General features: G+C 74.8%; 12 protein-coding genes. 10 read left to right on the forward strand and 2 right to left on the reverse strand.

What is annotated here, in order from left to right; genetic code table 11:
• Positions 1-66: 66 nt before the first annotated feature.
• The 8 genes from aroC to nusB all read left to right on the forward strand — a co-directional run bounded on the left by aroC (position 67) and on the right by nusB (position 5838).
• Positions 67-1287: a chorismate synthase gene (gene aroC / locus LG379_RS10530; RefSeq protein ID WP_225754491.1), complete on the forward strand. Its 1221-nt coding sequence runs from the start codon at positions 67-69 to the stop codon at positions 1285-1287.
• The gene (locus tag LG379_RS10535; RefSeq protein ID WP_225754492.1) at positions 1284-1889 is read left to right on the forward strand and encodes a shikimate kinase; all 606 of its coding nucleotides are present in this window, start codon (positions 1284-1286) and stop codon (positions 1887-1889) included. The genes aroC and LG379_RS10535 overlap by 4 nt, the downstream gene beginning before the upstream one ends.
• Complete coding sequence (gene aroB, locus LG379_RS10540; protein WP_225754493.1) at positions 1886-3031, forward strand: 3-dehydroquinate synthase; 1146 nt, start codon at positions 1886-1888, stop codon at positions 3029-3031. The genes LG379_RS10535 and aroB overlap by 4 nt, the downstream gene beginning before the upstream one ends.
• A 25-nt stretch (positions 3032-3056) precedes the next feature.
• On the forward strand, positions 3057-3503 hold the full coding sequence (locus LG379_RS10545) for a type II 3-dehydroquinate dehydratase (protein ID WP_225754494.1): 447 nt from the start codon (positions 3057-3059) through the stop codon (positions 3501-3503).
• A gap of 56 nt (positions 3504-3559) precedes the next feature.
• The gene (locus LG379_RS10550) at positions 3560-4189 is read left to right on the forward strand and encodes a hypothetical protein (protein WP_225754495.1); all 630 of its coding nucleotides are present in this window, start codon (positions 3560-3562) and stop codon (positions 4187-4189) included.
• Positions 4186-4701, forward strand: coding sequence for a hypothetical protein (locus tag LG379_RS10555; protein ID WP_225754496.1), 516 nt, complete (start codon positions 4186-4188; stop codon positions 4699-4701). The genes LG379_RS10550 and LG379_RS10555 overlap by 4 nt, the downstream gene beginning before the upstream one ends.
• 153 nt (positions 4702-4854) lie before the next feature.
• Positions 4855-5418 (forward strand): elongation factor P, encoded by a 564-nt coding sequence (gene efp / locus LG379_RS10560; protein ID WP_225754497.1) that lies wholly within the window; start codon positions 4855-4857, stop codon positions 5416-5418.
• Between the two features lie 3 nt (positions 5419-5421).
• On the forward strand, positions 5422-5838 hold the full coding sequence (gene nusB, locus LG379_RS10565; protein ID WP_225754498.1) for a transcription antitermination factor NusB: 417 nt from the start codon (positions 5422-5424) through the stop codon (positions 5836-5838).
• On the opposite strand, the gene LG379_RS10570 is transcribed toward nusB, so the two are convergent.
• Positions 5816-7294, reverse strand: a complete 1479-nt coding sequence (locus tag LG379_RS10570; protein WP_225754499.1) for a bifunctional diguanylate cyclase/phosphodiesterase — start codon at positions 7292-7294, stop codon at positions 5816-5818. The genes nusB and LG379_RS10570 overlap by 23 nt on opposite strands.
• A gap of 101 nt (positions 7295-7395) precedes the next feature.
• Complete coding sequence (locus LG379_RS10575) at positions 7396-10734, reverse strand: bifunctional proline dehydrogenase/L-glutamate gamma-semialdehyde dehydrogenase (protein ID WP_225754500.1); 3339 nt, start codon at positions 10732-10734, stop codon at positions 7396-7398.
• Between the two features lie 107 nt (positions 10735-10841).
• Between LG379_RS10575 and LG379_RS10580 the strand changes: the two genes are divergently transcribed.
• Together LG379_RS10580 and pyrR are read left to right on the forward strand one after the other, a co-directional pair.
• Complete coding sequence (locus LG379_RS10580; protein WP_225754501.1) at positions 10842-11741, forward strand: helix-turn-helix domain-containing protein; 900 nt, start codon at positions 10842-10844, stop codon at positions 11739-11741.
• Between the two features lie 74 nt (positions 11742-11815).
• On the forward strand, positions 11816-12469 hold the full coding sequence (gene pyrR, locus LG379_RS10585; protein WP_225754502.1) for a bifunctional pyr operon transcriptional regulator/uracil phosphoribosyltransferase PyrR: 654 nt from the start codon (positions 11816-11818) through the stop codon (positions 12467-12469).
• Positions 12470-12472: the final 3 nt, after the last annotated feature.

Here is a 12472-nt window from a genome sequence, read left to right on the forward strand (position 1 = left end):
CAGCACCACGTCCGACGCCCGGACGACGACGGTGTCGTGTCAGCACGTCATGGGAGGATCGCGACCATGTTGCGCTGGCTGACCGCAGGCGAGTCCCACGGCGAGGCGCTCGTCGGCATCCTCGAGGGGCTCCCGGCGGGGGTCCGCGTCACGACCGAGGATGTCCAGGACCGCCTCGCGCGCCGCCGTCTCGGCTACGGCCGCGGCGCCCGGATGAAGTTCGAGAAGGACGCCGTCCGCATCCTCGGCGGCCTGCGCCACGGCGTCACCCAGGGCGGCCCGGTCGCGATCGAGGTCGCCAACACCGAGTGGCCGAAGTGGGTCGACGTCATGTCCGCCGACCCGATCCCTGCCGAGCGCCTCCAGGTCGACGCGGGCACCGGTGACGTCCGCGAGGTCGCACGCAACCGCCCCCTCACCCGCCCCCGGCCGGGACACGCGGACCTCGTCGGCATGCGCAAGTACGGCTTCGACGACGCCCGCCCCGTGCTCGAGCGCGCGTCCGCCCGCGAGACGGCGACCCGCGTCGCGCTCGGCACCGTCGCCGCGCACTTCCTCGAGCAGGCCGCCGGCATCCGTCTCGTCTCGCACGTCGTCGCCATCGGCTCGGTCGGCGTGCCCGACGACGCCGAGCTGCCGACCCCGGACGACGCCGCCGCCCTCGACGCCGATCCCGTCCGCTGCTTCCACGGCCCGACGTCGGCCGCGATGGTCGCCGAGATCGACCAGTGCCACAAGGACGGCGACACGCTCGGCGGCGTCGTCGAGGTGCTCGCCTACGACGTGCCGAGCGGTCTCGGTAGCTACACCCATTGGGACCGGCGCCTCGACGCGCGACTGTCCGCCGCACTCATGGGCATCCAGGCCATCAAGGCCACCGAGGTCGGCGACGGGTTCCGCACGGCCACCCGCCGCGGGTCGCAGGCGCACGACGAGATCGAGCGCGACCCCGTGACCGGCCGCATCCGCCGGCGCAGCAACCGCGCGGGCGGTGTCGAGGGCGGCATGAGCAACGGCGAGGTCCTCCGGGTCCGCGCCGCCATGAAGCCGATCTCCACCGTCCCGCGCGCGCTCGCCACGATCGACACCGCCAGCGGCGAGCCCACCGCTGCCCAGCACCAGCGGTCCGACGTGTGCGCCGTCCCGCCGGCCGCGGTCGTGGCCGAGGCGATGGTCGCCCTCGTCCTCGCCGACGCGCTGCTGGAGAAGACCGGCGGCGACAGCGTCGCCGAGGTCGCCCGCAACCTCCAGGCGTACCTCGACGCGATCCCCGAGCTGCAGCGATGAGCGAGACGAGGCCGCCGGCCTCCCGCCCGGCCGCCGTCCTCATCGGCCCACCCGGATCGGGCAAGAGCACCGTCGCGCGCCTCCTCGCCGACCGGCTCGGCGTCACCTTCCGGGACACCGACGCCGACGTCGAGACGGTCGCCGGCAAGACGATCTCCGACGTCTTCGTCGAGGACGGCGAGCCGCGCTTCCGCGAGCTCGAGCGCGAGGCCGTCGCCCGGGCACTGGCCGAGCACGACGGCGTCCTGTCGCTCGGCGGGGGAGCCGTCCTCGATGAGGGGACGCAGCGCCTGCTCGAGGCGCACACGGGGGCAGGCGGCAGCGTCGTCTTCCTCGACGTCAGCCTCACGCACGCGGCGCCCCGGGTCGGCTTCAACACCTCCCGTCCGCTCCTGCTCGGCAACCCGCGCGCGCAGTGGCAGGGGCTCATGAACGCCCGCCGCCCCGTCTACGAGCGGCTCGCCACTCTCAACATCTCGACCGATGGGCTCCGGCCCGGGCAGGTCGCGGACCGCATCGCCGAGGCGCTGAGCGACACGGCTGCGTCAGCCGACGAGGCGACGACGATCAGCGGGGTCGAGCACGGCGGGGCCCAGGCATGAGCGAGGCACCGCGCTCCGATGCCCCCACGACGATCACGGTCAAGGGTGACCAGCCCTACGACGTCGTCGTCGGCCATCATCTGCTCGGGGAGCTGCCCCGCCTGCTCGGCACGGGCGTGCGGCGCGTCCTCGTCATCCACCCCGGCGCCCTCGCGACGTCGGCGGAGGCGGTCCGGGAGGACCTCCTCGCCCAGGGGTACGAGGCCTACCTCGCGGAGGTCCCGGAGGCCGAGGAGTCCAAGACCGCCCAGGTCGCGGCGTTCTGCTGGCAGGTCCTCGGCCAGGCCGAGTTCACGCGCTCCGACGCGATCGTCGGGCTGGGCGGCGGCGCCACGACCGACCTCGCCGGGTTCGTCGCGGCGACCTGGCTGCGGGGCATCAAGGTGATCCACGTCCCCACGACGCTCCTGGCCATGGTCGATGCGGCCGTCGGCGGCAAGACCGGGATCAACACCGCCGAGGGCAAGAACCTCGTCGGCGCGTTCCACCCGCCGGCCGGCGTCCTGTGCGACCTCACCGCCCTCGAGACCCTGCCGCGGCACGACCGCACCGCCGGGCTCGCCGAGGTCGTCAAGACGGGGTTCATCGCCGACCCGCGCATCCTCGAGCTCATCGAGGCCGACCCCGCAGGCCTGACCGCCGATCAGATGGATGACGACGCCCGGCGCACGCTGCGCGAGCTCGTCGAGCGGTCCATCGCCGTCAAGGCGCGCGTCGTGGGGGAGGACCTCAAGGAGGCGGGCCTGCGCGAGATCCTCAACTACGGCCACACCTTCGGCCACGCCATCGAGCTCACCGAGCGGTACCAGTGGCGCCACGGCGCCGCCGTCGCCGTCGGCATGGTCTTCGTCGCGGAGCTCGCGCGCCTCGCCGGACGCCTCGACGACGACGTCGTCGACCGCCACCGCGCGATCCTCACCGCGCTCGGGCTGCCCGTGACGTACCGCGGCGACCGGTGGGAGAAGCTGCTCACCGCGATGCGCCGGGACAAGAAGAGCCGCGGGGACCTGCTGCGCTTCGTCATCCTCGAGGACGTCGGCCGCCCGACCCGTCTCGAGGGCCCGGACCCGGCACTGCTGGCCGCCGCGTACGCCGAGGTCAGCCGCGACCTGCCGACCACCCGGACGCCCGTGTCCCTGTGACAGCGGCTGCCCTAGCCTTGCGGCCATGACGCGCGTCCTCGTCCTCAACGGACCCAACCTCGGCCGCCTCGGCGTGCGCGAGCCCGAGGTCTACGGCTCGGCGACGCTCGCCGACCTCGAGTCCGCCGCGACGGCGTGGGGCTCCGAGCTGGGCCTCGACGTCGTCGTGCGCCAGACCGACGACGAGGCCGAGATCATCGGCTGGGTCCACGAGGCGGTGGACAGCGGCGCCCACGTCGTCCTCAACCCCGCCGCCTTCACGCACTACTCCTACGCGCTCCGCGACGCCGCAGCGCAGATCACGACGGCGGGGCTCCTGCTCGTCGAGGTCCACCTCTCCAACCCCCTCGCGCGCGAGGACTTCCGGCACGTCAGCGTCATCGGACCGGTGGCGACCGGGACGGTGGCCGGGTTCGGTCTCGAGTCCTACCGGCTCGCTCTTCAGGCGGTCGCCGCCCGTCTCCCAGGCTGACAGGACACAAACCCCCACCCTTGTACCACAGGGAACCATGCCCTAGGCTTGTTCCCGTGCTCGTGATCACCGTCGACCAGCAGGGAAGCCGCCGCGTGGGCGACCGCGTCGACGACCTCCTCGCGCGACTCGGTTCGTGGCAGGACGGCCGCGCGGGCGTGGTGCGCCGCTTCGAACGCACCGTGGGCGACGAGGTGCAGTGCGTCCTCGACGACGCCGACGACGCCGTCGACGTCGCCCTCCGGCTGCTGCGCTGGGGCGGGTGGTCCGTCGGCATCGGTGCGGGCCCCGTGGACGAGCCGCTGCCCGCGTCGTCGCGCGCCGGGTCGGGGACCGCGTTCGTGCTGGCCCGCCAGGCCGTGGAGCGGGCCAAGACCCGGGGTCGCCCGGTCCCGCTCGCCGTCGACGGCGCCGGTGCGCTCGAGGCGTCCGACGCCGAGGCCGTGCTGACCCTCCTCGGGGTCGTGACGGAACGGCGGACGGACAGCGGCTGGGAGGTCGTCGACGCGCTGACCCGCGCCTCCACCACGCAGGAGCGTGTGGCTGAGAGCCTGGGGATCACCCAGCAGGCAGTCAGCCAGCGCCTGCGGGCGGCGCTGTGGGCCGAGGAGCAGGCGGCGCGGCCGGCGGCAGCGCGTCTGCTGCGCCGGGCTGACCGTCGCGACCACCAGGGGGACGAGGGATGACCGAGGCGATCGCCGTCCTCATCGGACTGGGCGCGCTGCTCGTCAGCGCGATCGGTGGGTGGCCGCTCACCGCGGCCGTCCTGCGCTGGGCGGCGCGTTCGCGGGACGCGGGCACGGACCCGTCGCCCGCCCAGCCCGAGGACGACGGCGAGCCGACGACCGCTCCGGCGGTGCCCGCGAGCAAGGAGTCACCGGCGACGTCGGCCGCCGCCTCCTCGCCCGCCGACGCCGCAACCCAGCCCGCGGGCAGCGCCACGACGACGCCCGACCCGGAACGCGCCGTCCTGCGCGGTGGCACGTGGATCGGGATCCTCGAACGCCTCGCCGTCACCGGCACGCTGGCCCTCGGCTACCCCGAGGGTGTCGCGTTCGTCATCGCCGTCAAGGGGCTCGGCCGGTACCCCGAGCTGCGGGAGCACCCCGGCCTGTCGGAGCGGTTCGTCATCGGCACGCTCGCGTCGCTGGCGTGGGCAGCCGCACTCGGGGCCGCGGCGCGGGCGCTCGTCGTCTGAGTCGCACCCGTCGGGCCGCACCGCCGTCGTCGGAGCGATCACCTCCGGCCCGCTAGACTGGCCGCCGCTCCACGCGCCCGGGCCGTCCGCACGGTCCCGCGCCGCACCCCGCGGCCCCGCGTGGCTCCCCGGACGCCGACCCGAAGGACTCCTGTGGCCACGACCAACGACCTCAAGAACGGCACCGTGCTGAACCTCGACGGCCAGCTCTGGGCGGTCGTCGAGTTCCAGCACGTCAAGCCCGGCAAGGGCGGCGCCTTCGTCCGCACGAAGCTGAAGAACGTGCTCTCGGGCAAGACGGTCGACAAGACCTTCAACGCAGGCACCAAGGTCGAGACGGCGAACGTCGACAAGCGCGACATGCAGTACCTGTACAAGGACGGCAACGACTTCGTCTTCATGGACACCGCGACGTACGACCAGCTGCACGTGGGCGAGACCGTCGTCGGCGACGCCGCGAGCTACATGCTCGAGAACCAGACCGCGATCGTCGCCACGCACGAGGGCACGCCCCTGTACGTCGAGCTGCCCGCGTCCGTGGTGCTGGAGATCACCTACACCGAGCCGGGCCTGCAGGGCGACCGCTCCACCGGCGGTACCAAGCCCGCGACGCTCGAGACCGGCGCCGAGATCCAGGTCCCGCTGTTCCTCGAGGCCGGCACCAAGGTCAAGGTGGACACGCGTGACGGGTCGTACCTCGGCCGCGTGAACGACTGACGCGTGGCCGCACGCACCAAGGCGCGCAAGCGCGCCGTCGACGTCCTCTTCGAGGCCGACCAGCGGGGGACCGCGCCGCTCGACGTCCTGCGCGACCGCATCGCGCAGCCGGGCACGGAGGCCGCCCTGCCGCAGTACTCGGTCGACCTCGTCGAGGGCGTCATGGCGCACGCCGAGCAGATCGACGAGATCCTCACGACCTACTCGCAGGGCTGGACGATCGCACGCATGCCAGCGGTGGACCGGGCCGTCCTGCGCGTCGGCGTCTTCGAGATCCTCTGGAACGACGACGTCCCGGACGCCGTCGCCGTCGACGAGGCCGTGGAGCTCGCCCGGTCCCTCTCGACGGACGACTCGCCGTCGTTCGTCAACGGTCTGCTCGGCCGCGTCGTCCAGCTCAAGCCGACGCTGCTGGACTGAGCCGGGGGACCGGCCCGCCGCCCATCGACGGCGCGGCGTGCGCGCGCCGCGGGATCGTCCGCGACGGGCGACCCAGCAGGAAGCCCTGCACGGTCGGGACACCCATCGCCGACAGGGCGGCGAGCTGCTCCGGCTCCTCGACGCCCTCGGCGACGACGTCGAGCCGGTGCGCGCGCGCCAGCGACACGATGGCCTGCACGACAGCGGCGCCCTCGGTCGTCACGACCCGCTGGACGAAGCTCCGGTCCACCTTGAGCACGTGCAGCGGCAGCGTCCCGAGCCGCGCCAGCGAGTTGTAGCCGGTGCCGAAGTCGTCGATCGCGACCCGCACCCCGAGGGCGACGAGGCGGCTCAGCGCCCGCTCGGCCACGTCGAGGTCCTCCAGCGCGTCCGACTCGGTGATCTCCAGCGTGAGCCGGTCCCACAGGCCCGGACCCCACGCCTCCTCGACGGCGGCGACGAAGCCCGGGTGCTCCACCTGCGACGGCGCGACGTTGACCGCGACCGGCAGGCCGGACCGCTCGGTCACGGCCCGGGCGGCGCGCAGCACCCCGAAGCCGATGGTCGCGACGAGGCCTTCCTCGTCGGCGAGGTCCCACCACTCCGCCGGCTCGAGCAGCCGGCCGAACCGGTGCCACCGCGCGAGCGCCTCGAGGCCGACGACGTCCAGCGTCGTCGTGTCCGTCACCGGCTGGAAGACCGCCACGATGTCGCCGTGGGCCACCGCGTCGACGAGGTCCCGGCGCAGCCGCTCCCGGCGGACGACGTCGTCCCGCAGCGGCGCGTCGTAGAAGGCAGGTGTCGCCGCCTCGCCGGGGCGCCGCGTGCGGCGCGCCTGCCCCAGCGCCAGCTCCGCGTCCGCGAGCACCTGCCCGGCGTCCGTGCCCTGGCCCGGCGTCCACACGGACGCCCCGACCCAGAAGAGCACCTCCTCGCCGTGCGGGCCGACCGCGGGCGCCCCGAGCTCGCGGGCGAGCAGGATGAGGTCCGCGTCCGTCACGGGCTCCTCGAGCAGGAGCGTGAACTGGTCGCCCCCCGTGCGGGCGACGTAGGCGTCCGGTCCGGCGACGGCCACGAGGTGGTCGGCGGCGAACCGCAGCAACTGATCGCCGCCCGCCCGGCCGTGCCGGCGGTTCACCTCGTGCACGCGCTGCACGTCGCACACGACGACGGCGAGCCGGCCCATCGTCGCGCGCGCCCGGGCGTGCGCCTCGACGAGCCGCTCCTCGAGCGGCGCGCGGCCAGGCAGCCCGGTGAGCGCGTCCCAGGACGACGACGGCGGCGCGGCGAGGGTGCCGGCGACCGGCGTGCGCAGGTGCCGGCGACGTTCCTGCAGCAACGCCACGACGGCCAGGACGGGAAGCAGCACCGCGAGTCCCACGGTGCCGAGGGCGATGGCGAGCTCGACGCCGGACAGCACGACACCGCTTCCTTCCGCCGGCATGAGAACGATCACAACGAGGAGTATCCGGGCAAATCGGACGCAGGCCTGGGACGCTCGGCCCCCGACACGCCGACCGTCCGTGCGGTGGGGCCGCCGGACGGTGCCGCAGCGCCTCAGACCGCCGTCGGCCGCCGCTCCCCGACGTCCTGGCTCACGTGGCCGAACCGGTGCATCGTGCGGCTCACCGCCTGCTCGCGCACCACCGTGAGCAGCTCGCGCCGACCGCTGAGCACCACCGGGGCGTCGAGCACGACGACGTCGCCGACCCGTTCGGCCGCCGCCTCGCGCAGCCCGGGAGCGGTGCCGACGACTCGCACCCGGCCGGAGACCTCACCGGAGCGGACCCGCGTCGCGAACGCGGCGTCGTCCTCCTCGGCGCGCGTGCTCACCGTGACGGCGACCCCCGCGACCTCCGCCGCCGCCAGCACGCGGGTGACGTGCCGCCCCAGTGCGCCGTCGCCGACGCGGACCGTGAGGTGGTCGACCGGGCGGTACCGGAAGACGTTGGCCTCGGCGCGCAGCCCGCTCGCGTCGTGCTCGACGCCGAGGTCGCTCGCCCACACGCGCTCGTCGTCGGCGCGGGCCGCGGCGAGCCACGCGTCGTCGTCAGCGGGGACGCCCGGGGCGTCCTGCCACCGGCCGAGCTGCGCGACGTAGTTGGGGCCGCCCGCCTTCGCGCCCGGTCCGACCGAGGAGGCCTTCCAGCCGCCGAACGGCTGGCGCTGCACGATCGCCCCGGTGATGTGCCGGTTGACGTACGCGTTGCCGACCTCGACCCGCTCGAGCCAGTGCGCGATCTCCCGCTCGTCGAGGGAGTGGATCCCGCCCGTGAGGCCGAACGGCACGGCGTTCTGCAGGTCGATCGCCTCGTCCAGCGTCTCGACGCGCATGACGCCGAGCACCGGCCCGAAGTACTCCGTGAGGTGGAACGGCGAGCCGGCTCGCACGCCGTGCTTGACGCCGGGGCGCCACAGCCGGCCCTCGTCGTCGAGGCGTTGGGGTCGGACGAGCCAGCGCTCGCCCTCGTCGAGCGACGTCAGCGCGTCGAGCAGCTTGCCCGAGGCGGGCTCGGTGAGCGGGCCGACGCCGGTCGACAGGTCCGTCGGCAGCCCGACCCGGAGGGACCGGACGGCGTCGGCGAGCTGGCGGTGCAGGCGCCGGGAGCGGCCCGCGCCGCCGACGAGGATCAGCAGCGACGCGGCGGAGCACTTCTGCCCGGCGTGGCCGAACGCGGACCGCACGGCGTCGGCGACGGCCAGGTCGACGTCGGCCGAGGCGGTGACGACGAGCGCGTTCTTGCCGGACGTCTCGGCCAGCACGTCCAGGTCGGGCCGCCAACGCCCGAACAGCCGCGCGGTCTCGATGGAGCCGGTGAGCAGCACGCGGGCGACGTCGGGGTGCGTGACGAGGTGCCGCCCGATCTCGCCTTCGGGGGAGTCCACGATCTGCAGCACGTCCCGCGGCACGCCCAGGTCGTCCATCGCGCGGTGCACGGCCGCGACCGCGACACCGGCGCACCGGGGCGTCGGGGGAGCGGGCTTGATGACGACGGGAGACCCGGCCGCCAGGGCCGCGAGGACGGAGCCGATGGGGATCGCCACGGGGAAGTTCCACGGCGGCGTCACGACCGTCACGCCGTCGGGCCGGAACTGCGCGTGGCGCACCGTGCCGTCGGCGAGCTCCGCCGCGCGCTCGGCGTAGTAGCGGGCGAAGTCGACCGCCTCGCTGACCTCCGGGTCGACCTCGGGGACCGTCTTGCCGGCCTCCTGGACGGCCGTCGCGACGAGGTCGCCGCGGGCGGCCTCGAGGTGCACGGCCGCGCGGCGCAGCAGGGCTGCGCGCTCGGCCGGCGCGACGGCGGCCCAGCGCTCGCGTACCGCCGCAGCGCGGGCGATCACCGCGTCGACGTCGGCGGTCGACCGGATCGCGATCGGCTCCGGCACCTCGACCCGCCGGGTCAGCACCTCCCGCGCCCACGCGCGCGACTCGAGCACCGCCGGGTCGGTGTCCGCGGCGTTCTCGAAGCCCTCGGGCGCCGGGGCGTCGAGGTCCACCGGCGGACGCGGCGTCCGACGGCGCTGCGTGCCCACCGTCGCGGCGTCCCGCACCGAGGCGACGAAGGCCCGCTCCTGCGCCCCGATCCCGTGCGGCGAGCCCGGCGCGGCGGCGAACATCGCGTGCAGGAAGTTCTGCTCCGCGGCGTTCTCCTCGAGGCGACGGACGAGGTAGGAGATCGCGACGTCGAAGTCCTCGCGCGCCACGACCGGCGTGTAGAGCAGCACCTGCCCGCCACCGATGGCGACCGTGTCCCGCACCGCGCGGGCCTGCGCCGGGGCCATGCCCTGCAGCATCTCGACGTCCACGTCGGCGGTCACGCCGCGCTCGCCGGCCAGGAGGTGCGCCAGAGCGAGGTGGAAGACGTTGTGGCTGGCCACACCGATCCGCACCGACCGGGTGCGCGACGGGTCGAGCGCACGGTCGAGCAGGCGGACGTACGAGGCGTCGACGTCGGGCTTGCCGGCGTACGGTGCCTGCGGCCAGTCGTGCAGCTCCGCCTCGACCTGCTCCATCGCCAGGTTCGCGCCCTTGACCAGCCGCACCTTGATGCGGGCGCCGCCGGCCTCGACGCGCCGGCGGGCGAGGTCGGTGAGCTCCTCCAGGGCGTCGTGGGCGTCGGGCAGGTAGGCCTGCAGGACGATCCCCATCTCCTGGTCCGCGAGCTCGGGGTCGGCGAGCAGCTGCTCGAAGACCGCGACGGTGAGCTGGAGGTCGCGGTACTCCTCCATGTCGAGGTTGAGGAACGTCCCGTGCCGCTTCGCGGTGAGGTACAGCGGTCGCAGCCGCTCGACGACCCGGTCGCGCGACCCCGTGGTGTCCCACGTCGACAGCTGGCTCGCGACCGAGGAGACCTTCACCGAGACGTAGTCGACGTCGGGCCGCTCGACGAGCGCGGTCACCCGCTTCAGACGCCCGGCGGCCTCCTGCTCGCCGAGGACCGCCTCACCGAGGAGGTTGAGGTTGAGGCGGAAGCCCTCGCCGGTGACGCGGGCGATGTGCGCGCCGAGCCCGGGCCCGGCGTCCGCGACGAGGTGGCCGACGAGCTGTCGCAGCCGCAGCCGGGCCGCCGGGACGACGACGCCGGGCAGCACGGGCGCCACGAGCGTGCCGAGGCCGAGCAGCGCCCGGTCGACCGGACCGAGGAAGCCGCCGGCCGCCCGGGTGTAGGGCGCGAGCGCCGCCAGCTCGGCCGCCGCCGTCCGGTCGTCCTCCGGCCGCGCGACCCGGTCCACGAACCGCAGGGCGAGCTCGAGCCCGGCGGGGTCACCGACGAGCGACGCCAGCCGACCGGTCGTGCGCCGCTCGTCCGCGGTCTCCCCGGCGGCGGTCGCGTCCAGCCACTCGTGCGCGAGGCGGACGGCGGCGTCGGTGAGGTCGGTCACGGTGGCGGTCATCCGTGCATCCTCGCCCCGGCGGGTCGCGCCGTCTTGTACGCAGTCGACCTGCCACGCGACCGGCCGGGTCAAATCGGGCCGTGGCGCGCCGGTAGGCTCGCCGCGCGATGAGGCCCTCCGACGACGACGCACCCGGGCGCGACCCGCTCGCGCACCGTGCCGACGCCGAGCCTGTGCGGTCCGCGGCGCCCGCGCCGTCCCCGGCGCCCACCGTGACGCCGGTCCGCTGGCCGGAGGGGGAGCGGCTGCTCGCCGCCCTGACGCCGGAGCTGGTCCGGCTCATGGACGGGCTCACCGGGACCATGTTCTGCGCCAAGGACACGACCGGCCGGTACGTCGCCGTCAACCAGGCGTTCGTGGACCGCACCAACGAGACCTCCCGCCGCGCCGTCGTCGGCCGCCGCGCGGAGGACCTGTTCGTCGGCCACCTCGCCGCGCACTACGCGGCGCAGGACGAGCGCGTCATGACGACCGGCGAGCCGCTGCGCGACGAGCTCGAGCTCATCCTGCGGCCGGGCGGCTCGCCCGGGTGGTACCTCACCTCCAAGGAGCCGGTCCGCTCGGGCGACGTCGTCGTCGGGCTCGTCAGCGTCTCCGAGGACCTGCGCACGTCCGACCCGGCGGACGTGGCGCTCAGCTCGCTGTCGCGGGTCGTGGCGCTCGTGCACGAGCGGCTCGGCGAGCCGGTGACCGTGGCGGAGATGGCCGCCGCGGCCGGGTGCTCCGCACCGGCCCTGGACCGCCGGATGCGCAAGGTGTTCTCGCTCTCCCCGCGCCGGTACGTGCTGCGCGCGCGCATCGACCGCGCTGCGGCGCTGCTGACGACGACGGACGAGCCCATCGCGGCCATCGCGACGGCGACGGGCTTCTACGACCAGGCCGTGCTCACGCGCACGTTCGGGCGGCTGACGGGGCAGACGCCCGCGCAGTACCGGCGGTCCTCCCGCGAGGCGGGCGGCCGTCCGCCGGCCGGGCCGCCGGGGATGAGACCCGACGGCGGCCAGTAGTCGCGGTGCAGTAGCCTCGCGGCGTCAGACATCCTTTAAGGCCCGTCCTGTGAGGCGGGGAAGGAGGTCGCCAGATGTCCTCTGGCCCTGCCGTGCCCGGCGCTCCCACGGAGCCCCCCGTCCCGCCCCTCGCGTCGAGCGAGCCCACGCCGCCCGATGCCGCACCGCCCGACGACGCCGTCGGCACCGAGGTGCTCGGGCCGGCGGAGGTGCACCGGTCCCTCACCCGCATCGCCCACGAGATCCTCGAGCGCACCAAGGGCGCAGAGGACCTCCTGCTGCTGGGCATCCCGACGCGCGGGCTGCCGCTGGCGCGGCGCCTCGCGGAGCGCATCGCCGAGGTGGAGCCGGGCGTCGACCCGGACCAGCTCGCCGGCTCCATCGACGTGACGATGTACCGCGACGACCTGCACCGGCACCCGACGCGGACGATCGGCCGCACCGAGCTGCCGGCCGGGCGGTCGGTGGACGGGCAGGTCGTCGTCCTCGTCGACGACGTGCTGTTCTCCGGTCGGACCGTCCGCGCCGCGCTCGACGCGCTCAACGACCTCGGCCGGCCCCGCGCGGTCCAGCTCGCCGTCCTCGTCGACCGGGGCCACCGGGAGCTCCCGATCCGCGCCGACTACGTCGGCAAGAACCTCCCCACGTCGCTGGTGGAGACCGTTCGGGTCCTGCTGGCGGAGACCGACGGCGTCGACTCCGTCGTCATCGCGGGAGGCACCCGATGACCG

The organism is Actinotalea sp. Marseille-Q4924, assembly GCF_916618755.1.
Lineage (GTDB): Bacteria > Actinomycetota > Actinomycetes > Actinomycetales > Cellulomonadaceae > Actinotalea.